The sequence below is a fragment of the Vibrio sp. 10N.286.55.E10 genome, from assembly GCF_002872555.1.
In the GTDB taxonomy this organism is placed as follows: domain Bacteria; phylum Pseudomonadota; class Gammaproteobacteria; order Enterobacterales; family Vibrionaceae; genus Vibrio; species Vibrio crassostreae.
Map to the genome: position 1 here is coordinate 1 of NZ_MCSD01000009.1, position 26947 is coordinate 26947.

Annotated in this window: 21 protein-coding genes and 1 other annotated feature; of the genes, 12 read left to right on the top strand and 9 right to left on the bottom strand. The window is 43.8% G+C overall.

The features are described from left to right. Positions 1-342: 342 nt before the first annotated feature. The 3 genes from clpB to rluD all read right to left on the bottom strand — a co-directional run bounded on the left by clpB (position 343) and on the right by rluD (position 4775). The gene (clpB, locus tag BCV39_RS06985) at positions 343-2916 is read right to left on the bottom strand and encodes an ATP-dependent chaperone ClpB (RefSeq protein ID WP_048606842.1); all 2574 of its coding nucleotides are present in this window, start codon (positions 2914-2916) and stop codon (positions 343-345) included. 142 nt (positions 2917-3058) lie between these two features. Then, positions 3059-3799, bottom strand: a complete 741-nt coding sequence (gene pgeF / locus BCV39_RS06990; RefSeq protein ID WP_019820954.1) for a peptidoglycan editing factor PgeF — start codon at positions 3797-3799, stop codon at positions 3059-3061. 1 nt (position 3800) lies between these two features. Next, entirely contained in the window at positions 3801-4775 is a 975-nt protein-coding gene (gene rluD / locus BCV39_RS06995; protein WP_019820953.1) for a 23S rRNA pseudouridine(1911/1915/1917) synthase RluD, read from the bottom strand. 137 nt (positions 4776-4912) lie between these two features. Here rluD and BCV39_RS07000 point away from each other — a divergent pair, with 137 nt between their 5' ends. The 6 genes from BCV39_RS07000 to yjjX all read left to right on the top strand — a co-directional run bounded on the left by BCV39_RS07000 (position 4913) and on the right by yjjX (position 12584). Continuing rightward, a complete protein-coding gene (locus BCV39_RS07000) occupies positions 4913-5641 on the top strand; it encodes an outer membrane protein assembly factor BamD (protein WP_102432231.1) in 729 nt (242 codons plus the stop codon). Between the two features lie 138 nt (positions 5642-5779). Further along, entirely contained in the window at positions 5780-7204 is a 1425-nt protein-coding gene (locus BCV39_RS07005) for a lytic transglycosylase F (protein ID WP_311195432.1), read from the top strand. Between the two features lie 428 nt (positions 7205-7632). After that, positions 7633-7968 (top strand): ribosome-associated translation inhibitor RaiA, encoded by a 336-nt coding sequence (gene raiA / locus BCV39_RS07010; RefSeq protein WP_004735034.1) that lies wholly within the window; start codon positions 7633-7635, stop codon positions 7966-7968. A 110-nt stretch (positions 7969-8078) separates the two neighbouring features. Then, positions 8079-8200, top strand: a sequence feature (Phe leader region). Between the two features lie 12 nt (positions 8201-8212). Continuing rightward, positions 8213-9388: a prephenate dehydratase gene (gene pheA / locus BCV39_RS07015; RefSeq protein WP_102432232.1), complete on the top strand. Its 1176-nt coding sequence runs from the start codon at positions 8213-8215 to the stop codon at positions 9386-9388. Between the two features lie 333 nt (positions 9389-9721). After that, the gene (locus tag BCV39_RS07020) at positions 9722-12100 is read left to right on the top strand and encodes an EAL domain-containing protein (RefSeq protein ID WP_102432233.1); all 2379 of its coding nucleotides are present in this window, start codon (positions 9722-9724) and stop codon (positions 12098-12100) included. Then, positions 12063-12584: an inosine/xanthosine triphosphatase gene (yjjX, locus tag BCV39_RS07025; RefSeq protein WP_102432234.1), complete on the top strand. Its 522-nt coding sequence runs from the start codon at positions 12063-12065 to the stop codon at positions 12582-12584. The genes BCV39_RS07020 and yjjX overlap by 38 nt, the downstream gene beginning before the upstream one ends. A gap of 105 nt (positions 12585-12689) precedes the next feature. Here yjjX and trpR read toward each other — a convergent pair whose 3' ends face one another. Both trpR and sltY read right to left on the bottom strand, forming a co-directional pair. Next, entirely contained in the window at positions 12690-12983 is a 294-nt protein-coding gene (trpR, locus tag BCV39_RS07030; protein ID WP_048658080.1) for a trp operon repressor, read from the bottom strand. A gap of 172 nt (positions 12984-13155) precedes the next feature. Next, complete coding sequence (gene sltY / locus BCV39_RS07035; RefSeq protein ID WP_048662122.1) at positions 13156-15105, bottom strand: murein transglycosylase; 1950 nt, start codon at positions 15103-15105, stop codon at positions 13156-13158. 263 nt (positions 15106-15368) lie between these two features. On the opposite strand from sltY, the gene ettA reads away from it, so the two are divergent. From ettA to BCV39_RS07050, 3 genes are all read left to right on the top strand, one after another. Next, a complete protein-coding gene (ettA, locus tag BCV39_RS07040; protein ID WP_017071393.1) occupies positions 15369-17036 on the top strand; it encodes an energy-dependent translational throttle protein EttA in 1668 nt (555 codons plus the stop codon). Positions 17037-17126: 90 nt separating this feature from the next. Continuing rightward, positions 17127-17495: a PilZ domain-containing protein gene (locus BCV39_RS07045; RefSeq protein ID WP_048658078.1), complete on the top strand. Its 369-nt coding sequence runs from the start codon at positions 17127-17129 to the stop codon at positions 17493-17495. 49 nt (positions 17496-17544) lie between these two features. Further along, on the top strand, positions 17545-18555 hold the full coding sequence (locus BCV39_RS07050; protein WP_048669570.1) for a M23 family metallopeptidase: 1011 nt from the start codon (positions 17545-17547) through the stop codon (positions 18553-18555). A gap of 142 nt (positions 18556-18697) precedes the next feature. On the opposite strand, the gene tyrA is transcribed toward BCV39_RS07050, so the two are convergent. The 3 genes from tyrA to nagZ form a co-directional block, all read right to left on the bottom strand. Next, positions 18698-19825, bottom strand: coding sequence for a bifunctional chorismate mutase/prephenate dehydrogenase (gene tyrA / locus BCV39_RS07055; RefSeq protein WP_017071391.1), 1128 nt, complete (start codon positions 19823-19825; stop codon positions 18698-18700). 101 nt (positions 19826-19926) lie between these two features. Further along, positions 19927-21000, bottom strand: a complete 1074-nt coding sequence (locus BCV39_RS07060; RefSeq protein WP_017629783.1) for a 3-deoxy-7-phosphoheptulonate synthase — start codon at positions 20998-21000, stop codon at positions 19927-19929. A gap of 246 nt (positions 21001-21246) precedes the next feature. After that, positions 21247-22236, bottom strand: a complete 990-nt coding sequence (gene nagZ / locus BCV39_RS07065; RefSeq protein WP_102432235.1) for a beta-N-acetylhexosaminidase — start codon at positions 22234-22236, stop codon at positions 21247-21249. A 121-nt stretch (positions 22237-22357) separates the two neighbouring features. Here nagZ and BCV39_RS07070 point away from each other — a divergent pair, with 121 nt between their 5' ends. Together BCV39_RS07070 and murQ are read left to right on the top strand one after the other, a co-directional pair. Continuing rightward, the gene (locus tag BCV39_RS07070) at positions 22358-23473 is read left to right on the top strand and encodes an anhydro-N-acetylmuramic acid kinase (RefSeq protein ID WP_102432236.1); all 1116 of its coding nucleotides are present in this window, start codon (positions 22358-22360) and stop codon (positions 23471-23473) included. 45 nt (positions 23474-23518) lie between these two features. Beyond that, positions 23519-24439 carry an N-acetylmuramic acid 6-phosphate etherase gene (gene murQ / locus BCV39_RS07075; RefSeq protein ID WP_048658073.1) on the top strand — a complete coding sequence of 307 codons (921 nt, stop codon included), beginning with the start codon at positions 23519-23521 and terminating at the stop codon, positions 24437-24439. A 91-nt stretch (positions 24440-24530) separates the two neighbouring features. Here murQ and BCV39_RS07080 read toward each other — a convergent pair whose 3' ends face one another. After that, positions 24531-24881, bottom strand: a complete 351-nt coding sequence (locus BCV39_RS07080; protein WP_017098352.1) for a DUF2799 domain-containing protein — start codon at positions 24879-24881, stop codon at positions 24531-24533. A gap of 332 nt (positions 24882-25213) precedes the next feature. Between BCV39_RS07080 and BCV39_RS07085 the strand changes: the two genes are divergently transcribed. Next, positions 25214-26704 carry a carbon starvation protein A gene (locus tag BCV39_RS07085; protein WP_048669573.1) on the top strand — a complete coding sequence of 497 codons (1491 nt, stop codon included), beginning with the start codon at positions 25214-25216 and terminating at the stop codon, positions 26702-26704. The last annotated feature ends 243 nt before the right edge of the window (positions 26705-26947 follow it).

A 26947-nucleotide genomic window follows, 5' to 3' on the forward strand; every position in this document is an offset into this window, starting at 1 on the left:
TTAAATTGTTAAAGAGCTTTACTTGTTGAGCGTTCCTTTTAATAAGGAGCCTCTCGAAGTGGACGGCCATTCTAGCGAATTGGGTTCCAGTGTCAAACACTTTTTCCAGCTAATTTTTCAAAGCATCTTAAATGCTTATCACCGTCTCGTCATTCAGTTCAAACCGCTTGGTTATCCTTGGCAACGGAGGCGCATTATAGAGAGAATAATCCTTTGCACAAGGCCAAAAACGAAAAAAAAACCGCCACCGGCGACCGTTCGAACACTATTCACACAAAGCGTTCAAAATAGGTACGATTACACCTTGATTTTGGCCAATCGTACCTACAATTCTTACTTAAACTACTGGTGAGCAATAATGCGGTCGTTGTTTACTAATAGTTGTACTTTTTTATCTGGATTAATTTTTCCTGCCAATATTGCTTTCGCTAAAGGGTTCTCGACACTTTGTTGAATCGCTCTTTTCAAAGGTCGTGCACCATATACTGGGTCAAAACCGACTTGAGAAATTAACTTGAGTGCTTTATCCGAGACTTCAAGCTCATAACCATTGTCTTCCATTCGCTTCTTGAGGTGCTCAAGCTGAATAGCGGCTATCGATTGAATGTGCTCTTGACCTAATGGGTGGAACACAACGCTTTCATCAACTCGATTCAAAAACTCAGGACGGAAATGTTTGCCTACTACTTCCATCACCTCATTCTTTATTCCTTGGTAATCGAGCGTATTGAAGTTCTCTTGAATTCTCGAAGAGCCAAGGTTCGAAGTCATGATCACTACCGTGTTTCTAAAGTCGACGGTCCGACCTTGTCCATCAGTTAAGCGTCCATCATCAAGAACCTGTAATAAGATATTGAAAACATCAGGATGCGCTTTCTCTACTTCATCTAGCAAAATCACTGAGTAAGGCTTGCGACGCACGGCTTCTGTTAAGTAGCCACCTTCTTCATATCCAACGTAACCCGGAGGAGCACCAACCAAACGAGCAACAGAGTGTTTCTCCATAAACTCAGACATATCGATGCGCACCATTGCATCGTCACTATCAAACATGAAGTTTGCGAGTGTTTTACATAACTCGGTTTTACCAACACCAGTTGGGCCAAGGAATAAGAAGGAGCCAATCGGCTTGTTCGGATCAGATAAACCAGCACGGCTACGACGAATCGCGTTCGATACCACTTCTACTGCTTCCGCTTGACCAATAACACGCTTGTGCAGAACACCTTCCATTTTAAGAAGCTTCTCTTTCTCAGCCTCTAGCATTTTAGAAACAGGGATACCTGTTTGCTTCGATAGTACGTCTGCAATTTCTGCATCCGTGACCTTATTACGTAGTAAGGTCATCTCTTGCATCTCAGCTTGAGTCGCAAGATCTAACTGCTTCTCTAATTCTGGGATTCGACCATATTGCAATTCAGACATTCGGTTAAGATCACCAGCACGTCTTGCAAAATCCATATCCATGCGAGCTTGTTCTAACTCGGACTTGATGTGTTGTGTGCCAGAAAGTGCGGCTTTCTCTGCATTCCACACTTCTTCGAGCTCTGCGAAATCTCGTTCTTTATCAGAAAGCTCTTCTTGTAGTGTTCGAAGGCGTTTTTCACTGGCTTCGTCATTCTCATTAGTAAGAGCTTGCTGCTCGATCTTTAACTGAATGATCTTACGCTCGAGCTTATCTAGTGACTCAGGTTTTGAGTCGATCTGCATACGAATACTCGAAGCCGCTTCATCAATCAGATCAATCGCCTTATCTGGCAACTGACGGTCAGAAACGTATCGATGAGATAAGGTTGCCGCTGCGACAATCGCTGGGTCGGTAATTTCTACATGATGGTGAAGTTCATAGCGCTCTTTCAAACCGCGGAGAATTGCGACTGTGTCTTCCACGGTTGGCTCATCGACTATCACTTTTTGGAATCGACGCTCTAACGCGGGATCTTTCTCTATATACTGGCGATATTCATCGAGTGTCGTTGCACCTACACAGTGAAGTTCACCACGAGCCAATGCTGGTTTCAGCATATTACCCGCATCCATAGAGCCTTCACCCTTGCCCGCACCTACCATGGTGTGAATTTCATCGATGAAGAGAATGATGTTGCCCTCTTCTTTTGATAATTCGTTAAGAACTGATTTCAAACGTTCTTCAAATTCACCACGATATTTAGCACCGGCAATCAAAGAGCCCATATCTAACGAAAGTACACGTCGGCCTCTCAAACCTTCCGGCACTTCATTGTTGATAATACGCTGCGCTAAACCTTCGACTATCGCTGTTTTACCGACACCAGGTTCACCGATAATGACAGGGTTATTCTTAGTACGGCGTTGAAGTACTTGGATAGTGCGACGAATTTCGTCATCTCGGCCAATTACCGGATCAAGCTTGCCTTGCTCTGCTCTTTCCGTCAGATCAATGGTGAACTTCTCTAGCGCTTGACGTCTGTCTTCCGCATTCGGATCATCGACCTTTTGGCCGCCACGAACTTGTTCAATTGCTTGAGATAATTTTTGCTCGGTAAGACCTAGCTCTTTAAGTAGGTTTCCTAAAGGGCCTTTGTCTTCAATGGCAGCAAGTAGGAATACTTCTGAAGATATGTAACTGTCTTGACGCTTTTGCGCGACCTTATCACATAGATTAAACAGCGTTCCCATCGCATTCGATAGCTGAACGTCACCACCAATGCCACTGACTTTAGGCACTCGGTCTAATATTTCGCTCAATTTAGAACGTAATTGAACCACATCAATATTCAGCATGGTGAGCAATGGACGAATTGCACTACCATCTTGATTCAGCAAAGACACCATTAGGTGTACAGGTTCTATATATTGGTGATCACGACCTAATGCGAGTGACTGAGCATCAGATATCGCAATTTGGAATTTACTAGTGAATCGATCGAGACGCATGCCAACCTTCCTACTCTTAGATATGTTTATCTTATGCTTAGAAGATGGATACGGTAACGCGGATTTTCAAGGGATAAGAATGAAGAATAGAGTTTATATGAAAATATAAATGGGCTGGATGGCTAGTTGCACTAGCTAAAGATTACTCTAACCAAATAAAAGTAGCTTGGCGTCCCGTAATGCCATCACGACGATAAGAATAGAACGCATCCGCATCAGCGAAGGTGCATAGATTGGAGTCTATCACAGAAGTTACATCAACTTTGTTCAGTCGTTGCGTTGCAAGCTGAGACATATTCGCTAGCCATTTACCCTGTTCAGGCTTGGCTTTAAATGCAAGCTTAGCTTGAGGGTCAAAGCTAACAAACGCTTCCAACACATCATCGCCGACTTCAAAGGCTTGTTTGCCTATTGCAGGCCCAAGCCAAGCAATGATCTTATTCTCTGAATCTAGTTTCGAAAACTTTGCGACGGCATTTTCAAGAATTCCACCAGCAAGACCACGCCAACCAGCATGAACGGCAGCAACTTGAGTGCCTTTCGTATCAGTAAGGATTACAGGTAAACAATCAGCTGTCATCGCAGAACAAACAACACCTTTAGCAGTGGTAAATGCACCGTCAGCATCAAGAATATCCGCCGTAGGTTGTAAAACCGTAACAACATCTGTTGAATGGGTTTGATTTAGCCATACCGGAGTTGCCGGCATGTTCGCTTGCTGCTTAAGCCAAGTTCTATTGTTTTCAACAAGCGAAGCATCATCCCCAACATGCGTACCTAGGTTTAATCCTTGATACGCACCAGTAGAAAAGCCACCTACACGTGTCGACGCAAATGCCTTCACGTTATTGGGTGCATTCCAGTTAGGGATGATCAACGACATATTAAATGTCTTCTTCTTTATTTTCGCGAGCATCAACACGTAACGCTTCAGCCATCACAACCATGTCATTTGGCACAGGAGCGTGGAACTCAACTTCTTCACCTGTAATTGGGTGAACAAATTTAAGCATGACTGCGTGCAGTGCTTGGCGGTCAAAAGAACGAATCATTGTTGTTAGTTCTTCAGATGCACCTTTTGGAATACGAGCACGGCCACCGTATGCAACATCACCTAGCAGCGGGTGCTGAAGGTATGACATGTGAACACGGATTTGGTGAGTACGACCCGTTTCTAGGCGTAGACGAATACGAGTATGCTCGCGGAAGTGCTCAGCAACACGGTAGTGAGTTACCGCTGGCTTTCCTAATTCATTTACGTCCATTAAGGTACGCTTAGTTGCATGACGGCTAATGCCTTTCTCTACAACACCACCAGCGGTCATTTTACCAATTGCAATTGCTTCATATTCACGAGTAATACGACGCTTAGCAAGAGCACGCACAAGACGAGTTTGAGCTGGAACCGTTTTAGCCACAACCATAAGGCCTGTTGTGTCTTTATCAAGACGGTGCACAATACCTGCACGAGGCACTTCTGCAATCTGTGGGTAATGGAAAAGCAATGCGTTTAGTATGGTTCCATCCGGTGTGCCTGCGCCTGGGTGTACAACCAGATCGCGAGGCTTATTGATAACCAATAAGTCATCATCTTCGTAGACAATGTCTAGAGGAATATCTTGTGCTTCCCAGCGTTCTTCATCTGCAAGTTCAGCTTGCAAGATGATCTCTTCACCGCCCAAAACCTTAACGCGCGGCTTAGTAATAACTTCGCCATCCACTTGGATTTTGCCGTCAAGAAGCCACTCTTTAATGCGAGAGCGAGAAAAATCGGTAAATAGTTCAGCGACAGCTTGGTCTAAACGTTGACCTAACTGGCTGCTTTTTACTGTGTCTGTTAATGTGATCTGCTGAGCCATATCGAACTTTTTTAAAAACCGTGAGACTAATACCCATTAGTATGGATAAAATAGAATAATTGCATCATTGTATCTGTTACTGGTTAGAAAGTAACGGAAGCTTACGAAATATTTAATTCAAGGAATCGACGCCTGACATGAAACACCTTACTTTATCGGGTCTATTAGCCGTATCACTCTTGGTTGGTTGTTCAAGTAGTGAAGAGATAGTGCCAGATGTACCGCCATCGGTTCTCTACTCTGACGCTCAAGAATCACTACAGAGCGGTAGCTGGCTTTCAGCAATAGAAAAGCTAGAAGCCCTAGACTCACGTTACCCATTCGGCGCCTATTCTGAGCAAGTACAGCTCGATCTGATTTACGCTTACTACAAAAATGATGACTTGGCACTTGGCCTTGCTACCATTTCACGTTTCCTACGTTTGAACCCAACTCATGAGAAACAAGACTGGGTTCTTTACATGCGCGGCTTAACGCACATGGCGCAAGACCGAAACTTCATGCACGATATTTTCAATATCGACCGTAGTGACCGAGACCCTGAGCCAGTGAAACTCGCTTTTGCAGATTTCAAGCGACTACTCGAACGTTTCCCTAGCAGCCCTTATGCTGAAGATGCACAAAAACGCATGTTCGCACTTAAGAACCGCCTAGCAGAATATGACTTAGCAACTGCGGACTTCTACCTACGTCGCGAAGCGTGGATTGCTGCTATTAACAGAACACAAGAGTTGCAAAAGACTTACCCAGATACCGTTGCTGCGCGTAAATCTTTAGAGATTCAGCTAGAAGCTTATAAACAACTAGGCCTAGATGATGCTGTGTTAAGAACTGAAAAGTTGATTGAGTTAAACCCACTACCTTAATCAACTTCTTACATCTCAACCCAAAAAGCGCGCTAGTTTACTAGCGCGTTTTTTTTGACCACATATCGCAAACTTGATGAATCGCATAATACACGGTATCTTCAAAAGATAACTTTTAACAAAACATCAACATGGAGTGTGGATGTGAGTAGGTTGTTATTATTTATCTGGATATCGCTATTTAGCCAATTATCCTACGCATTAGAACTGTCCCCATTAAGCAATAAGCCTTACATGGGTGATTTGGATGTGCTCAAAACCAAAGGAACGGTTAGAGTGCTCGTATCTGCCGATCTTGGTTTCTATTACATCGAGGATGGTAAGCCAAAAGGCATCGTGGCAGAAATGCTCTACCACTTTGAAAAAAGTCTTCGTAAAAAACACCCCTACCTCAATGTTCAAATCATCCCCGTACAACGAGATGATCTACTTCCCTCTTTAGAATCTGGCTATGGTGATGTCGCTGTCGCGAACCTAACGATCACCGACAAACGATTACGAACCATCGATTTTTCAGATCCGATGATTAAAGATGGTAAAGAACTCATTATCACAGGGAAAAAGGCCGAACCTATCACCGAAATCAAGCAATTGAGCGGCAAAGAGGTGTGGATACGTGCAAGCTCGAGTTACTTCGAGAGTGTACAAAGAATCAATAAAGAGCTTAACAAATTAGGTTTACCACCACTGCATGTCCACTTCATTGAAGAATCACTGCAAGACTACGAGCTGATAGAGTTGGTTAACCAAGGTTATATTCAGGGCACAATTCTGGACAGCCACAAAGCAAAGCTCTGGATAGATGTAATGGAAAACATTCAAGTGCATCATGATTTGCCCTTACGTGAAAATGGCCAAATAGCATGGGCATTGAGAAAAAACAGCCCTCAGTTAAAGAAAGAGATAAACAAATACGTCAAGACTGCACGAACAGGTACCCTACTTGGAAATGTTATCTATCAGAAATACATCGACAACACTCGCTGGTTAGGTCGAGCACTCAACCCAAATAAAATAGACCGAGTGGCTAAGCTGTCAGATGTCTTTGAAAAGTATTCGAGTAAATACGAATTCGACCCTTTGATGATGTCTGCACAAGGTTTCCAAGAGTCTGGGTTGGATCAAAGCAGAGTTTCTCATCGTGGGGCTATTGGTGTGATGCAGGTATTACCAAGTACCGCCAAAGATAAAAACGTCAACATAAAGAACATCCATAAGGTGGATAACAATATCCATGCGGGTGTGAAATACATGCGTTTTATCAAAGACCGATATTTTGACGACCCGGCAATATCACCCGACAATCAAATCTACTTTACCTTGGCTTCTTACAACGCAGGTCCCGCTAAGATCAGAAAGATGAGGCGCCTTGCTAAGCAGAAAGGCTACAACCCAAACATCTGGTTTAAAAACGTAGAAATCATCACTCGCAAGTACGTGAGTAAAGAACCCGTAACCTATGTTGCCAACATCAATCGCTACTTCGTAATCTATAAACAATTACAAGCTATCAATGCCATCCGAGAAGACGGCACAGCGAGATTACTGAACACTAACGATTAGGATCGCCTCAATCAATCCCACAGCTGGAGAGCTAAAGGGGATTAGGTAAGTCTAAAAACACAAAAGCCGCATAAGAAGACTTATGCGGCTTTTGCTTATCTAATTCAGAAGAAGCTTGCGTAGCTATCTATGTCACGAGAGCTACATCACAAAATACTATTGAGCAAATTTCAATCAAGCACTTTCTATAAGCTGTAGGACGCCCCTAAAAACTGGTTTAATTTTTAGCGAAGCCTTGCCTCCAAGTTATCGTTTTCCATAAGGATAACAAGCATTTTCCGCCAAAAAGATACTAAGACTTGCGTGAGATCACATTTGATTTTAATGCTCACTCCACCCAACCAAAATAAGATCTATATCACATTCTTTATTCCTAAAAGTCGTAATCTGAAGTTAACCCATGAGGGATACAACAGAGGAAAACTTCTATGAAAATGAACATCACTGGTAAAAACATCGACATTACCTCTGCAATCCGTGATCACATAGAAAGCAAATTTAAAAAGCTGGATAAATGGCAAGTAGACATCATTGGCTGCCAAGCGAGCTTTAGCGAAGAACCAAACAAGAAGAAGAAGTTTGAAGCGGTACTAACCGTACCAAAAGGCCAACTTGTTGCTTCATCAATCCATGATGACCTCTACGTAGCTATCAACGAAGTAGAACAAAAACTAGAGCGTCAACTCAACAAGCTACGCCATAAACCAGAAGCGCGCCGCGCTGAAAAGCCTGAAATCGAAGAGCTAGAAGCTGAAGTAGAATAAGGAAAGAGAACAGATTAAAAAATAGCGCCTCAGGGCGCTATTTTTTTGCTTGACGCTCGTAGCTCGCTTGCTTATTGTGTTTAAACATTCATAAAACAATCACTTTTTATGCACACTCAATCTTTGTTTATTTTTGACTTCTTTTTTCTTCCGTAAATCGGAGGCTAAGTCGTTTTAGAAAAACAAGTCAAAAACGAACAAGAAGCCTCCCACACTAGGGAGGCTTTTTTATAAGGACACATTTATGACTGACAGCTCAATTTCACTGGATGATATCCGCCTTCGTCTTAATGATTTAGACGACGAACTCCTGAAGTTACTTTCGGAGCGTCGCAAGCTAAGTATCGAAGTTGCTAAAAGCAAGGTAGAGACATCAAAACCAGTTCGTGATGCAGTACGAGAGCAACAACTATTAGTTAAGCTGATCAACAATGGCAAAGATAAATACGAACTTGATGCGCAGTACATTACCAAGCTGTTTCACACCATCATCGAAGATTCCGTTTTACTACAGCAGTCATACTTACAAAATCTAGCGAACCCGCAAAGTCGTAAACCATTGGCTCGCGTTGCATTCTTGGGTTCTAAGGGGTCGTACTCTCACCTTGCGAGTCGCGAATACTTCAGCCGTAAGAATATGGAGTTGATTGAGTTAAACTGTAATCACTTCAAAGAAGTAGCCTCTACGGTAGAATCTGGCCATGCCGACTACGGTGTACTGCCTATTGAGAACACCAGCTCAGGTTCGATTAACGAAGTGTATGACCTACTTCAACACACAACGCTTTACATCGTTGGTGAGCTTTCTCAACCAATCGAACACTGCCTAGTGGCGAAAAGTGATATCCGTTTAGAAGACATCAAAACACTTTACTCGCACCCACAACCACATCAGCAGTGCAGCGAGTTCTTGAGCCGTCTTAAAGATGTAACCCTTGAGTCTTGTGCCAGCACAGCTGACGCCATGAAAAAGGTGAAAGATCTGGACGGTGATGATGTTGCTGCAATTGGTAATGCGTCTAGCGGCAAGCTTTATGGACTTCAGGCAATTCAGGGCAACATTGCAAACCAAACAGAAAACCACACACGTTTCATCGTGGTAGCTCGTAAGCCTGTTGAAGTGTCAACTCAAATACCTGCAAAAACGACACTCATCATGTCGACTTCTCAAGAAGCAGGTTCTTTGGTCGAGACACTACTGATTCTGCAACGCTTGGGTATCAACATGACCAAGCTAGAGTCTCGTCCTATTATGGGTAACCCTTGGGAAGAGATGTTCTATGTCGATTTAGAAGCACATCTGGATTCAGATAATATGCAGCAAGCAATCAATGAATTAACAGCCATAACTCGTCACCTGAAAGTGTTAGGTTGCTACCCGAGTGAGAATATCAAAGCGACTCAAGTTAAGTTGTCATAGCTGAGAGCGAGTATCAGCTTTTAGCTAACATAAGTATTTGGCCTATAGTAGGCCAAATACTTAAATCACCATTTAGTCGAATACTATTCGGTCTAAGAACACTTACCCTAGCATGCCTAAAACACAATTCACTTGTTTCGCACATTCGGCACGCTTATCCCCTCCACTGCTTAAGTATTTCTAACAAAAAACTCATTAGTGGCTTTTTTATCAATAAAGACAAAACCTTACACCCTTCACAGGAAATCATCGAACTACGTGTAATTAATAGCGAGTAAGCATTAAGTAACATAAACTTACGCGCTTAAATTATAAATAGTGTTGTCATTAACTATGAAGCTAAGTACTAAAATCTTACTACTGATAACCCCTGTGATACTGATCAGTACCGCGGCTTCTAGCTATATTATTTATTCGACGCAAAAAAGCAGCTTCATCAAACGCGAAGACAACTCACTTCAGCTGAACATGGAAAAACTAGCCGGATACTTTCGTCAATCTCGTTCGTTTCTCAATAGCTACTCTTACACCTTGACCCAAAGCGATATGGTGAAAGGTTATTTTCTCACTGACCAAAATCTATCTCGCGATCTTGAACTGGTTAGTAACCTTCGAGAAGCTATAGATTTCCTGCAAGATGACGATGAGAGCTATACGGGTTTAGCACTTCTTAATGCTGACCGAAAACTGCGTTACTACGCAGATAATAGCAACGACTCACGCACTCAGATTGACAGTAAGATATTGGAGTATGTTGACCAGCACTATCAAGACACCCTAGCAACATCGAGTACCAACTATATTCAAAACTCCCAAGGCGAAGGGATGTTGGTTCACTATGAAAAGGTAGATAGAAAAGCGATTTTTCCAACCGAAAGTAATCAACCAAGCGATGTATTCTTTGTTGTTGTATCTGTTTCTCTCGACAAGTTTAATGCGCTTAGAAAACAGATAGAGTTCGACTACCAAACCAGCTTGTTTTTCACATCCATAGCGATTTCTTTGGAAAATGATGTCACCCATTCAGTCAAGCTGGCTCCAGAACTATACGCCACGGTCGATCCGGCGCAATTCCTGTTGGAAAACAAGCTCGATTCCATATGGAACAAGCTGAGTTTGTCGTTTGCACTGTCTGCGTTTGTGACTGTCGCTTTACTACTCATACTTCTGTCTCGCACTGTGATTACTCCGATAACACGGCTTGATCGACAACTACAGCAAGTAGAAAAAAAACAACGGAAGAACATTGAACGCTTAGGCACTCGAGATGAGCTTGGCCGACTATCACAGCGTTTTTATGACATGTACCAAGAGCTAGATAACACCTACCAACAAACCAAGCTCTTGGCCGAGAATGATCAGTTAACCCAAATCGCCAACAGGCATCAGTTTCAAACCTTCGTTCAGCAATCGTTGCCAAAACCGAGTTCAAATACCGAAACTTGGGTTCTCTACTTTGATTTGGATAACTTCAAGTTTGTGAACGATAAATATGGGCATCAAATCGGCGACTCGATTCTGGTCTCTTTTGCTCAGCGTATTTCAGATATTTGTCGCCACTATCAAACGGAGTTCGATGCTCATTGCATGCCAGCCCGACTTTCTGGTGACGAATTCGTTGTCTACATTAACGCTCCTAGTCACCGAGGAAATGTCGCGCATCGATTTTCGAGTGATTTACTGACTCCCTTACAAAAAGGGTTTATCACCGAATCAGGAAGCTTTCCGATCACGGTCAGTATTGGTATTGCGACCTACCCTAATGATGGCGATTCAATCGAGAAGCTACTGTCGAACGCGGATACCGCAATGTATCAAGCCAAGCGTGCAGGCAAAAACCAATTTGCTGACTATTCACGGGATTTAGACAAAGCGATTCAACGCCAAGCAAACATTGAACGTGCGCTTAGAGACAAGAATTTTGATGAAGAGTTTAGACTCGTTTATATGCCCTATATGGATTCAACCGGCGCGTATATTATTGGGGTTGAGGTACTATTACGCTGGGACTCGAAACTGTTGGGAGTAGTTCCGCCCGATGAATTCATTCCAATTGCCGAGCAAACTGGGTTATTCGAGCAAGTTGATCGTTGGGTAATTCAGAATGCGTTTGCTTCTTTTTACCGACTTCAGGCTCAATTTGACCACTCAATTCAGCTGTCGATTAACTTATCTTCTGCTGGGATTGAAACCACACACCTTGCCGATTTCATTAAAAAACACGCAAAAATCAATCATATTCCACCAAGTTTGATTGATTTTGAAATTACCGAGACCTTTTATTCGAATTCGGAAGGCTTTCCGTTGCTCAACGAATTGGCGGGGATGGGCTATCGATTAGCAATTGATGACTTTGGTTCCGGTTATACCTCTATCACTCAACTGGTGCAGTATCCAACTCAAAAAATTAAATTAGATAAAGCGTTTTTGGATACCTTGATTGAGACCGATAACCAGAACATCGTAAAACCTGTGATTGGACTATGTCATGCTCAGGGGAAAAAGGTCACCGCCGAAGGGATTGAAACTCAAGGCATGCACCAGTGGTTACAGGATGCGCAGTGCGATATGCTGCAAGGCTATTACTTTGGTAAACCTATGCCATTAGAAGAGTTGAGTGACTGGTACCAACAACATCAACTCAATCTACTCGACAACAAAAAGAATCCGACACATGAAATCTGTAATCATCGCATCGCTGAACCCAGCTAAAATTAACGCCGTTAAAAGTGCGTTCTTATCTGCTTTTCCTAATACTGAATTTGATTTCAAAGGCATCAGCGTCCCTAGTGGCGTTGCCGATCAACCGATGAGTAATGATGAAACCTATCAAGGGGCAGTGAACCGTGTGCACAACGCAACGCAAGCGCAGCCCTATGCTGACTTTTATGTTGGCCTAGAAGCAGGAATAGAAAAAAACGTCACCTTTGCTTGGATGGTTATCGAAGCGAATGGTCAACGTGGAGAGTCTCGTTCAGCTAGCCTTATGTTGCCACCAGCCGTGCTTGATAAGTTAGAGCATGCAAACGAGCTCGGAGATGTAATGGATGAAGTGTTTGGTACCGATAATATCAAACAGAAAGGTGGAGCAATTGGCCTACTGACACATAATCAACTGTCTCGCAGTTCAGTGTATCATCAGGCTTTAATTTTAGCGCTGATCCCATTTGTGAACCCTGAGCACTTCCCTGTTTAGTGCTTCGTTAAACTTAGAAAGGTTCTGAAAACAATCTTCAGAAACAAAAAACGCTAACAGTTAGTTAGCGTTTTTTATCGAACTCTTACTTTAACAACTTAGTGACTATTTGAGTAGTAGATCCGCAATCACGGCTTTCTCTTGTTCCGATTTTGCCTTTAGCTCATTCGAACCTCTGGTTATCGTCGCTACGCCTACTCCCAGCATTTGACTCACCTGTCGTTGAGACAGATCGCCTTTCATCAACTCACAGAAGATATTAATTCGAGCAACCAGAGCATCTCGCTCGTCTGGTGTCATCATCATGGTCAACAACAGTTCGTGCTGATCTTTTTCGACAGCCGTCTTTACCAAGTCCATCAGTTGTTGCCAATTATCATATTCAGGTTGTGATGCCATATCTCTACACTTACTTTTAAATTCTGACTTTAAAGAGTCGCTTAACAATTGAAAGCGTTTAACACTTTATACCGAAACACTTGATGCGATCCAATGTAAAAAGGCAGTAAGTGGAAATGGTTCGCACTCACTGCCTTTATTCTTACTCAGTTTCGGGCCAAATGCCGAAGCCTTAGTATTTCATTTTTGCTTCATGGGGAGCTAAAAATGTCCCTTTCTCACCCAAGATATCTCGATAGTAGGTCTCAAACATCAAGATATTCTGAACGTAGCCCCGAGTCTCTTTGAATGGGATCATTTCGATAAATGCAAAAGCATCGAGTTTTTCATCGCTGCGTGAACGCCACTGTTTAACACGGCTAGGACCTGCATTATAAGCGGCAAAAGCAAAGATACGGTTGTCATCATATTGAGCTAATAAGCCATCTAAGTAGTGGCTACCAATCTCAATGTTCTTGCCGACATCATAAAGATCATCGCTGCCCTGATACTTAATTTTATGTTTGTTAGCCGTGTATTGCGCCGTCTTCGGCATAATTTGCATGATTCCACGCGCGCCAACAGGGGAGCGAGCCTCTGAATCCATCGCACTCTCTTGTCTTGCTAAAGACATTAAAGTGATCGGGTCTATATCGTGTTTTTCTGCATAGAAGTTAAACCACCACTTATGAGCAACAGGGAAACGTAATGCAATGTTGTCCCACATCTTCGCTGAGATACTCGCCGTCACGGTAAAGTGATTCCAACGTTGCGTCGCAGCATGAGCCGCAAGCATCGCTTTTTGGTCTTTGTCTACGTTGCTTAGTAACCAACTCCACTCACTCTTCGCTGCCGCAATTTTATCTCGGTCAATCAGCTCACCAATACGCACCAAAGAGGTGTCGAATGGCTTGACTGTTTCAGCATTGTATTTAAGTGTCGATGTTGGGTATTCGACAGACTTACCTAACTGCTTAGCCGCAGCTACACTGTAGAAATTACGCTGACCCAAGATATCTGACAATCGCTTATTTCCTTTGTCAGTATCGCCCGTCGCGATTTCAGCTCTGCCCTGCCAATATTGCCAACGAAGCGAAGCCTGATGCTTGTCATCCAAGCGCGCTATCCACTCTTTCAGACCCGTCCAATCGGCATGTTGAATCGCTAAGCGAGCACGTCGTTCGAGCAGAACTTGCTTTGATGAACTCGCGAGCATCTGGTCTCGCCACGCCATCAACTCTTCAGAATCGGTGTTAATCAAACGAAACGTTAGGTAATCAGCAAGCTCTTGAGACTTCTCTTTCGAGAACTTTTGAGCCTTGATGACGTCATCAAACACCTCTTGAGCGCTGCTTGATGACTTCCTTGCTAACTTCTCGAAAGCAAACTCGGTTTGCGCTTGGTAGAATTCATTTGCTGGGTGCTTGTTAGCAAATTCGAGCACGTTTTCAGGCTTGTTGTACAACGCCTTCATCTGCTTAGCTTGAGCAATTGAATCATCATGATCCAATTGCTTGATCAGGTAGCTCATCAGCTTGCCGTTACGGCCTTCAAACGCTAATAACATTCTATCTAGGATGAGTTCATCCGTTCTTAAACCGGCTTGATCCCAACTTTTAAATAAAGGGTCACAGGCATCATCAACACCACTGCCACTCAACCAAAGCTGTTTCGCCCCTTTAAAGGCGAGCTCTTTGTTACCTTGCTCGTAATGCGCTCGATAATAGATGCATTGATATTTTTCACCGACAGGCTCTTTAGTTTGAAATTCAAGGATGGTCTTCCACTGTTTTTGAGAAGCCAATGAATCCAGGTAAGGTGCGCGCATTCGATTAGAAAATGGCAGTGCCTTATTCTCTTCAATGAAAGCATCCACCTCAGCAGGTGTGCGATCACCTAAGCCAATCAGAAAGGCTCGATAATCGGTGTAAGGTGTTAAAGGGTATGTTTGAATTTTGTTGCGCAGCGCGGAGTAAGCTTTTAGATCACGGTTGTCTAAAACCTCTTGCGCTCTATCATAAACATCACGCTGCATTTCAAGCTCAGAGGCGTTGCTAGCCATAGCCATCGGAGCCAGTGAAAATGAAGACAAAATTGCTGATGCAGCCACAGCAATTTTCGTATTACCAATGCGGAAAAACATTCGCTCTTTCCTTAGTGCGTGTATGAATACGTGAAGTCTATTTACGCCCGACATCACATCAAATGTAAAGGATTTGAGTGTAAATACTATTAATATTTAACACTTCGCCTCAGAAGCTTATTAAATATAGTTTTAATGACCAATGTGACAATAATAGGTAAGGATTAGTTCAAGAATGGCTTTTCTGACCTAGGAGTAACATCTTTAGGGATATTGGTATAAAATAGCAGACAATTTTGAACAATAATTAGGATCGATCGGCAATGGCTGAATACGTATATACCATGTCTCGGGTGAGCAAAACTGTTCCACCTAAGCGTCAAATTCTTAAAGACATTTCTCTTAGCTTTTTTCCTGGCGCTAAAATCGGTGTTTTGGGTCTAAATGGTTCAGGTAAATCTACCCTACTACGTATCATGGCTGGTATTGATACTGATATTGATGGTGAAGCTCGTGCACAGCAAGGCCTTAAAGTAGGTTACCTACCGCAAGAACCTGTACTAGACGAATCAAAAACCGTTCGTGAGATCGTAGAAGAAGCGGTTTCTGACGTTGCTGACGCACTTAAGCGTATCGATGCAGTCTACGCAGCTTACGCAGAACCGGATGCAGACTTCGATGCACTAGCAAAAGAGCAAGGCGAACTAGAAGCACTGATTCAAGCAAAAGACGGCCACAACCTAGAAACAGCTCTAGAGCGTGCTGCTGACGCACTTCGTCTTCCTGAGTGGGATGCGAAAATTGAATTCCTATCAGGTGGTGAGCGTCGTCGTGTTGCTATCTGTCGTCTACTTCTTGAAAAGCCAGACATGCTGCTTCTTGATGAACCAACCAACCACTTGGATGCCGAATCAGTAGCATGGCTTGAGCACTTCCTAGTCGATTACAGCGGTACTGTTGTGGCGATTACCCACGACCGTTACTTCCTAGACAACGCTGCAGGCTGGATTCTAGAACTTGACCGTGGTGAAGGTATCCCATGGGAAGGTAACTACACGTCTTGGCTAGAGCAAAAAGACGAGCGTCTTAAGCAAGAAAAAGCGGGCGAAAGCGCACGTCAAAAGACAATCGAGAAAGAACTTGAATGGGTTCGTCAAAACCCTAAAGGCCGTCAAGCTAAGTCTAAAGCTCGTATGGCTCGTTTTGAAGAACTGACTACTGGCCAATACCAAAAGCGTAACGAAACCAACGAACTGTTCATCCCGCCAGGTGAGCGTTTAGGTGACAAAGTTCTTGAAGTGAACAACCTGACTAAGTCGTTTGGTGACCGCGTTCTTATCGACGACCTATCGTTCAGCATGCCTAAGGGCGCTATCGTCGGTATCGTTGGTGCCAACGGTGCAGGTAAATCAACACTATTCAAGATGCTAAGCGGTGCAGAACAACCAGATTCAGGTTCAGTTGTATTAGGTGAGACTGTTAAGCTTGCTTCTGTTGATCAGTTCCGTGACAGCATGGACGACACTAAGACAGTATTCCAAGAGATCTCTGAAGGCGCTGATATCATTAAGATCAACAACTTCGAAATCCCTGCGCGTGCTTACTGTTCTCGTTTCAACTTTAAAGGCAACGACCAACAGAAGATCATCGGTGAGCTTTCTGGTGGTGAACGTAACCGTGTTCACTTAGCTAAACTGCTAAAAGCGGGCGGTAACGTACTGTTACTCGATGAACCGACCAACGACCTTGACGTTGAAACGCTACGTGCTCTTGAAGAAGCACTGCTTGAATTCCCTGGCTGTGCAATGGTTATCTCGCATGACCGTTGGTTCCTTGACCGTATTGCGACCCATATCTTAGACTACCGTGATGAAGGTCAAGTTAACTTCTACGAAGGTAACTATACTGAGTACACTGAGTGGCTTAAGCAGACTCTGGGCGCTCAAGCGGCAGAACCGCACCGCATCAAGTACAAGCGTATCGCTAAGTAAATAAGCTTGTATTTTGAACAAAGGCCGCGATAATAGCGGCCTTTGATATATCTGGCTTACGTGTTATGCATCGATATAGAGAGATCACTTATGGTTGAAAGACGTCAATTTTCACGAGTTATTTATCAAGTCCCGACTGAGATCTCACAAGGGCAAGTAAATGTATCAGGCTCAGTGCAAGACTTATCACTCCATGGTTTACTCATTCAATGCAATGAATCAAAACAACTTAGCCATGATATCCCTGTTCAAGTGAGCTTTAAGCTCGAAAGCAGTGATATCAATATTCAGTTAGAAGCAACGATAGTCTCTACCATCAATACCTCAATGCGTTTACGCATAGAGCATTTAGATATTGATAGTATTAGCCACCTTAAGCGCCTTGTGGAGCTTAACGTTGGTGACGATGAACTGCTTTATAGAGAGATTGAACACCTTACCGATTTAGGTAGAGAGTGATATCTCCATTACCCTTTTTCTATTAGAAGCATTTAGTTAATACAGAACCATGTCTAAAAAAATTTCCATCACTATTCCCTCTAGTCAGGGGGAACAGACGTTTTACTTCGGCCGAAAAGCCGTGCTCATGTGCACCACTGCCATTTTTTCAGTACCGTTACTGATTAGCGGAGCGGCGTACATGCACTTCGAGAGTAAACAAGAACTCGCGATGCAAGCAGGTGACGCACAAGAGTTGATTGAAACTCTGATTGTTGAAAAAGAGCAAACTGAGTTTCTTTATGCTGAGCAAGTAGAAACCAACCATTCGCTATCGCAAACACTGACTGAGAAAGAAGGCACGATTCAACTGCTTGGTAAGCGTGTATTCGATGTGGAATCAGTACTTGGTCTTGCTGATGAAGAGCTGCTTACCGATGATGCATCTTTAGAAGATCGTATTGATGCGGCTGCAGTCGATTCAGCAGTAAGAGCCACGATGTTCCGTTTGATTCCAAACGACAGCCCGATGGCTTATCAACGTATCTCTTCTTCTTATGGTAGCCGCACTAACCCTATTTCAGGTAAACGCCACGTACATACTGGTATCGATCTAACGTGTAAGCGTGGTGAAGATATTGTGGCGCCCGCAGATGGAGTCATTGAAACAGTACGCCCAAGTAAAAAAGGCTTCGGCAACTTTATCACTATGCGTCACTCGTTTGGTTTCATGAGTTCTTATGCGCACCTACAGAAGTTCAAGGTACGTAGCGGTCAGTTTGTAAGTAAAGGCGATGTCATTGCGAGCTGTGGTAATTCAGGTAACTCAACCGGCCCACACTTGCATTATGAAGTACGCTTCCTTGGCCGTTCGTTGAACCCTCAATACTTGATGGATTGGACACCGGAAAACTTCAACTACGTATTCGAAAAAGAGAAAAAGGTTAAGTGGGGCCCACTGGTTCAGCTGATTGATAATGTGGTTCGTTTGCAGATCAACCTGACTAACGTGCCTTACATTAGCTCAACCATCGACACCGTATCGAGTGAAGATAGTAAGAAACCTATTACGACTAACTAGACACAGCTAACTAGAACCTGTTGATTTGGCCTATGATGATCTAATTGCATTTAGCCTACAGTAGGCCAAATGCTTTCATAGCGTTCAACACAAACAAAAAGAGCGACCATCAGGTCGCTCTTTTTTATGATTTCAAATCGTATTAACCACGATGAATCGAGTCATGTGCTTGTTTTAGAAGACTTTGGCTCTCTTGCAAAAATTGTTGTGAGTAGTCACCAAACCAATCACTCACTTGGTTGAAGCTCTCAACAAACTTGGCTTTATCTTTGCCATCTAGGATTTCTAACGCCTCTCCGAAACAGCTATGGAAGCGTCGAATCATTTCAATGTTCTCATCTGAAGAGAGAATGATGTCACCGTACAGGTTCGGGTCTTGAGCAAACAAACGACCAACCATCGCAATCTCAAGTCGGTAGATTGGCGAGCTTAGCTTCAGAAGTTGATCAATGTTCGGGTTCTCTTTACTCAGGTGCAAGCCGTAAGCAAAAGAGGTGAAGTGACGAAGTGCTTGAATCAAGGTCATACCGTGATCGTGTTCAGCTGCATCCATCTGACATAGGCTCGCACCCCAGATACCAAATTGATTCAGTAGCCATTGGTAGCTTTCAGAACCACGACCATCACTGTAGACAATCACCTGCTTAGCAAGGCTAGGAACATCAGGACCAAACATTGGGTGCAATCCAACCACTGGGCCTTGGTGCATGTCCATCATTGCTTGTAGCGGTTTTGACTTAATCGATGTTAAATCACAAAGAATACAATCGCTTGGTAGGTTACCTAGTTTTGCAATCACACCTTCCGTTAGGTGAATTGGAACCGTAACAACAACAAGGCCAGCATTATCTAAGATTTCGTCGGCCTTATCCCAATCTTGGCTGCCGAGGATTTTCACTTCGTAGCCAGACAGTTTGAACATACGACCAAACAAGCCACCAAGTTGACCATTACCACCAACGATAACCACTGAACGTAACTCTGGGTTTAGACACTTAAAACCAGAATCTTTCTCACTGGCATAAGACTCACGCATAGTACGACGCAAAATATCTTCGATTAGCTGTGGTGGAACCCCTATTTTCTCGGCTTCTTGACGACGAGATGCCAGCATTGCAGCCTCACGCTCTGGTACATAAATAGGTAAACCATGTTCACTTTTTACTTCACCGACTTTCTCTACTAGAGCCAATCGCTGAGCAAGTAAATCCAACATTTGTTTATCGACAGCATCGATTTGGTCGCGTAATTCGTTCAGTTCAACGGCCATTTTATTCCTTACTAATCTATAAGCCCCTACTAACGCTGAGTTCGCTAGTAACAGATCTTAAAATGCCCCATTAGATGAGGCACTTAAATTTAAAACTCTGACTAACCTTTCAAACGGTTCTCTAAGAACGGGACTAATTCCGTATGTGCATGCTTCAATAGTGCCTCAGTTGAATCCCAATTGATACACGCGTCGGTAATAGATACGCCGTATTTCATCTCATTGAGAGGTATATCCGAAGATTGGTTTCCTTCGTTAATATGGCTTTCAATCATAAGGCCGATAATCGACTTGTTGCCTTCACGAATTTGGTGAATCACATCTTCTGCAACTAGAGGTTGGCGGCGGAAATCTTTGCGAGAGTTCGCGTGGCTACAGTCGACCATTAGCGCAGCCTCTAAGCCAGATTTACCCAGCTCTTGCTCACATTCGTGTACCGATACTGAATCGTAGTTCGTCTGCTTACCGCCACGTAAAATCACGTGACCGTTTGGGTTACCTTGCGTTGTTAGTAGTGCAACTTGACCTTCGCGACTAATACCCATGAAACGGTGGCTAGAAGAAGCCGCCTGCATTGCATTGATTGCTGTACCTAAGTTGCCATCGGTGCCGTTTTTAAAACCGATTGGCATTGAAAGACCACTTGCCATCTCACGGTGAGTTTGCGATTCAGTAGTACGAGCGCCAATCGCCGCCCAACTGAAGGTATCTGCTAGGTATTGCGGGCTGATTGGATCTAGTGCTTCTGTTGCGAGTGGAATTTCCATCTCAGCAAGTTCAACCAGCAGCTCACGACCAACATGCAGACCGTGCTCAATATCGAAAGTGCCATCTAGATGAGGGTCATTAATCAAACCTTTCCAACCAACAGTAGTACGAGGCTTTTCAAAGTAAACACGCATTACAATATACAGTTGATCGCTCAGTTCTTCAGAAAGTGCTTTTAGGCGTTTCGCATACTCTTTCGCAGCTTCAATGTCATGGATAGAACATGGACCACATACAACAAGCATACGATGATCTTTCTTATGAATGATGTTTGCGATAGTTTGACGAGACTCTTGAATGAAACGACGAGCATTATCACTCAAAGGCAGTTTTGCTTTTAACTCCTCAGGAGTAATCAGTACCTGTTCGTCGATGATATTGACATTGCTTAATTCACTTTTCTGCATAACTCAACCTGTATATTTATTTTTACACCCAACATTTCCATTTGGGCTAACAATCTTTAAAAACACAATAACAGCTACAAAAACGATTGCAAGTGTAAACAATAAAAAACATTTAATGTAAATATAAATTTACATCCCATCTTTAGCTCGTTCTGAGGCACAAATAGGCCTTAACCACACCAAGCACATACAAAAAAGGCGATATCTTTAATATCGCCTTCTTAAAACTTATAGAGTGTTTATTTATCACCCAGCGTTTAACATCCGCTTAATTTGCTCTGAGGCCTCTTTCCATCGGCTATCCGAGTGAAGCGTCGGTAAATCAAAGCTGTGCTTTTTAAACAATGAGTTGGCTAAAGGCACTTCTTGAATCGCTAAGTGATCAAGAGCCTCAATTTGTGCATCTCGTTTATTACACATCAACACCATGTCACACCCCGCATTCAAGGCCGCTTTCGCTCTGTCGGCTGGTCCGCCCATAATAGCAGCACCTTCCATGGTTAAGTCGTCCGAGAATATTAGGCCTTTAAAGCCAAGTTTTTGTCTCAATACTTTCTGTAGCCAATACTGAGAGCCACTTGCTGGTTGATCATCATAATGAGAGAACACCACATGTGCAGGCATCATGGCATCCAATATTCCGGCTTCAATTTGCGCCTTGAAGATTGCCATGTCGGTTTCAAAGATGTCGTCTCTAGGGTCATATGGCGTCTCTAAGTGTGAGTCAGCAATTACGCCACCGTGTCCAGGGAAGTGTTTTCCTGTTGTCGCCATGCCAACCGACTTCATGCCTTTGATGAACGCGCTGCTATGACGAACGATGGTCTCAATATCTTCACCAAACGCTCGGCTACCAATTGCTTTACAGTCGTGGCCTTTATCTAATACTGGCGCAAAGCTCAGGTCGATATCATGGGCAATCAATTCCGCCGCCATCAGCCAACCCGCTTGTTCTGCTAACTGTTCGCCATTATTCTTAGTCGCGAATTCTTGAGCTGCTGGGATAATTGAAAAGCCATCACGGAAACGCTGTACTCGTCCGCCTTCTTGGTCAACGCCGATTAAAATAGGACGTTTTGCAACTTTGCGAATCTCTTTATTTAACGCCGATAACTGTTTGCTATCGTGGTAGTTTCGAGCAAATAAGATGAGACCACCAACAGTTGGGTGCTCCAAAATCTCTCTGTCTTCAGCTGTCAGCTCGTAGCCTGCAACATCAACCCACAACGGTCCCATATTTATCCCTTATTAAACCTAATTTCATAAACTTCCCGAGATTATTCTCTTTAAATTTGCTTTACAATGTTTTTAAACCAATCTGTGGAAGACTTTAGGAATGCAGTGCAAGAGCTTAGGAATGGATCATAAAGAACTGTATATCGGCGTGATGTCGGGGACGAGTATGGACGGCGTTGATACTGCTTTAGTTTCGATTGAAGATACGCGTATCACATTACTCGCTCATGATGAGTTCCCAATGCCTGATGATCTCAAAGCGCGTCTGCTTGAGGTGTGTATTGGTCAGAAAACGGATTTGATTGCTATTGGCGAACTCGACCACCAGCTTGGCCATCTATTTGCTGATGCGGTTCTGCAACTTCTCGACAAGTCAGACACACCTGCATCTTCTGTGACTGCGATTGGTAATCATGGCCAAACGGTGTTTCATCAGCCAACAGGCGAATCTCCATTTACCATGCAGCTGGGTGATGCCAACATCATTGCCGCTAAAACACAGATTCAAACCGTCGCTGATTTTAGACGTAAAGACATGGCATTAGGCGGACAAGGTGCACCGTTAGTCCCCGCCTTCCACCACACTATTTTTCACCCGCAAGACAGCTCAGTTGTAGTGTTGAATATTGGTGGTATCTCGAATATTTCAGTACTGCGCCCGAATCAGCCAACGCTTGGTTATGATACTGGCCCGGGCAATATGTTGATGGACGCTTGGGTTGATAAACATACGGGTAAGAAGTTTGACCGTGATGCGCAATTCGCACTTAAAGGCCAACTTAATCAAGCTTTACTCGAACAGCTGTTGAATGAATCTTATCTATCTCAATTACCACCCAAAAGTACCGGTAGAGAGTTGTTTAACCTACCGTGGCTAGAACAACAGCTTACAGAATTTAAAGACCTTGCAGCAGAAGATGTGCAACGCACGCTTTGTGAATACACGGCATTGACGATAGCCAATGAAGTGGAAACTTATCGCTTGGGTAACCAACCTGCACTCTATGTGTGTGGTGGCGGTACGAGAAACCCATTGTTGATGAAAAGGTTGGCTGAATTGCTTCCGAGTTGGGAAGTGGAATCGACCACCAGTAAAGGCGTTGATGCCGATTATATGGAAGCTATGGCCTTTGCGTGGCTTGCCCAACGCCATGTTCATCAACTGCCAAGCAATTTACCAGAAGTGACTGGCGCAAGTAGAGCTGCCTCTCTAGGCGTTCTCTATCGTGCTGACTAAACCATTTTAGAACCATCATTTTAGAATCACCATTTAAGGATCATTATGAGTAACGACGCTCTCATATCAGCGCTCTCGCACCTCGTTTCGGAGGGGAGAAACCCTGATACTATGGATATTGATCTGCTCACCTCTCTCGAAGTGGTTGAAAAGATTAACCAACAAGACAAACAAGTCCCACTGGCGATTGAAGCGGAACTGCCGCAGATCGCGAAAGCGGTTGATAAAATTGCTCATGCCTTTCAAAACGGTGGTCGACTGATTTATATGGGCGCAGGCACCAGTGGTCGATTAGGTGTGTTGGACGCATCAGAATGCCCACCGACTTTCGGTGTTTCAGACAAAATGGTTATCGGCCTAATTGCAGGTGGACCAGAGGCGATTTTAAAAGCCAAAGAAGGCGCAGAAGACTCGCTGACTCTCGGTATTGAAGATCTGAAAGCGATTCAATTTTCAGAAAATGATGTCGTGGTGGGTATAGCTGCCAGTGGTCGCACACCTTACGTGATTGGTGCACTCAACTATGCCAATCAGCTTGGCGCGGTGACCGTTGCATTGTCTTGTAACCCTGATTCTCCAATTGCTGAAATCGCTCAAATCGCAATTAGCCCGGTGGTTGGCCCAGAAGCATTGACTGGTTCAACACGACTCAAATCAGGTACAGCACAAAAGCTGGTGCTTAATATGCTAACGACTGCCAGCATGATTCGTATCGGTAAGAGCTACCAAAATCTGATGGTCGACGTAAAAGCGACCAATGAAAAGTTGGTTGCCCGCGCTGCTCGTATCGTTATCCAAGCAACTGAATGCGACAAAGCGCTGGCAGTCTCGACACTTAAAACGACTGATTACGATGTGAAGTTGTCTATTTTGATGATTCTAACCGGGCTAGATTTAGAATTGGCCAAGGCTCAGCTTGATAAGCAAAATGGTTTCTTGAGAAAAGCAGTCGAGAATAATCAGTAATCTGCTTCTGTTACTCTCACTACAAACAAAAAGACCAGTACACATGCGGTACTGGTCTTTTTAGTTTTAATTTTTTATCGCTAGCTTGGGCTTAATAGTCGTTTGAGAACTCATCCCAGCCACGTTGCCATTCCATGCGGAAACGTTGAGCGTCTTCCGTACCAGAGCACACGCCTTCATACACCTGACCAGATAAACCAATCTGATAAGCATGGTTCGGATTACAATATTCAGTCACACCTAGATGGTAACCTTCTGTGTAACTCGCTTGATCGACTGCGCCAAGCTCAGTCATCTCTGAATACGAACGCTGAGTGTGACCTTTGATGCCATCACGATAGCCAATCTCTTGCCAATTGCCCTCAGCGGCTAAATCTTGAACATTGGCGCTGCATCCTGCAAGGCTAAATGCCACGGCGAATAGTGCGATTATTTTTTTCATTTCAGTCCTTTATATTTACCTAGCCACTTCCTGACGAAGCGTTACCTTTATGGTGATTCTCCGCTGAACACTGGCTGATGTCCACTTATGTCTGTTATCTGCCACTGATATCTATTGGTTACCGCTTAAAGCTGATAAATCACCACTTGCCAGAAGCAAGAGCCTTCTCAACACGAATAACCAACCGCTCTACAAACGTAGCAAACCACTCAATCAGTTATAACACCACTTAATTGACTATTCGACCACTCACTCTCATAGCGGAAGTTTCTTTTCATACTCTTCTTTAATATACACCCTGACTTAATTAATACATTCAGGGATAACAAATTATGATGTGGTTTCTTACCTGTGTTGCAGCACTCATTGGTGGCTACTTTATTTACGGTGCCTTTATCGAGAAGATTTTCGGTATCAATGAAAAGCGTCAAACACCCGCTCACACTAAGCAAGATGGCGTGGACTACGTTCCAATGTCGACACCAAAGGTTTACCTAGTTCAACTGCTTAACATTGCAGGTGTAGGTCCAATCTTCGGACCTATCATGGGTGCCCTTTACGGCCCAGCAGCGATGCTTTGGATCGTGCTAGGTTGTATCTTCGCAGGTGCAGTACACGACTACTTCTCAGGTATGTTATCTATCCGTAATGGTGGTGCTTCGGTTCCAACCATCACTGGACGTTACCTAGGCAATGGCGCAAAACACTTTATGAACATCTTTGCCATTGTTCTACTGCTTCTTGTTGGTGTGGTATTTGTTTCTGCTCCTGCAGGCATGATCACTAACCTAGTGAACGACCAAACTGATTTCGCGATGTCTGCAACAACCATGGTTGTTATCATCTTTGCTTACTACATCATCGCAACGATTGTCCCTGTCGATAAAATCATTGGTCGTTTCTACCCACTGTTCGGTGCACTACTTATCTTCATGTCTGTTGGCCTAATCACTGCGATTGGTCTATCTGACGAGCACCAAATCATGGGTGGCTTCGAGATGAAAGACATGTTCACCAACATGAACCCGAATGACCTACCACTTTGGCCTGCTCTATTCATCACTATCGCTTGTGGTGCAATCTCTGGCTTCCACGCAACTCAGTCACCACTGATGGCGCGTTGTATGGAAAACGAGAAGAACGGTCGCTTCGTATTCTATGGTGCAATGATTGGTGAAGGCATCATCGCTCTAATCTGGTGTGCACTTGCTCTTTCATTCTTCGGTTCAGTTGAGTCTCTATCAGACGCAATTGCAAACGGCGGCCCAGGTAACGTGGTATACAGCGCTTCATTTGGTCTACTGGGTGTATTCGGCGGTATCCTTGCTTTCCTTGGCGTGGTTATCCTACCAATCACTTCTGGTGACACAGCATTCCGTTCAAGCCGTCTTATCCTTGCTGAATACTTCAACATGGAACAGAAAACACTGCGTAACCGCCTACTGATGGCTCTGCCACTGTTCGTTATCGGTGGCATCTTGACTCAAGTTGATTTCGGTATCATCTGGCGCTACTTCGGTTTTGCTAACCAATCAACAGCTGTAATGATGTTATGGACAGCTTCGGCTTACCTACTTCGTCACAATAAACTGCACTGGGTAACTACGGTTCCAGCTGTGTTCATGACATCTGTATGTATCACATTCATCCTGAACAACAGCCAACTAGGCTTCGGTCTACCAATGCAAATCTCGACCATCATTGGTGTGGTGAGTGCACTTGGTATTGCGGCTTACGTTATCAAGATATCAAAAGGCAAAGGTGATATCGACCTTGCTGATGAAGAAGAGAAAGAAGCAAAAGGCGTAACCAAAACTGCCTAGTTCTTTCAGACTTTGAATAAAAGAGACACGTCTTCATTGAGAGACAAAACAACAGCCAAACACACTTCGCTTGCTCCCGTAATCACCCAGTGATTCGTGGAAATTAAGACTAAAGCCCGTCCTCTGTGATGGGCTTTACTGTATCTCAGCATTGAGAAGCAATCGTCACTCGATATAACCAACGAAAACACAAGCAAAGCTACCGTTACCACGCAATGAGCTTTACACTTAACAAGCGTCTCA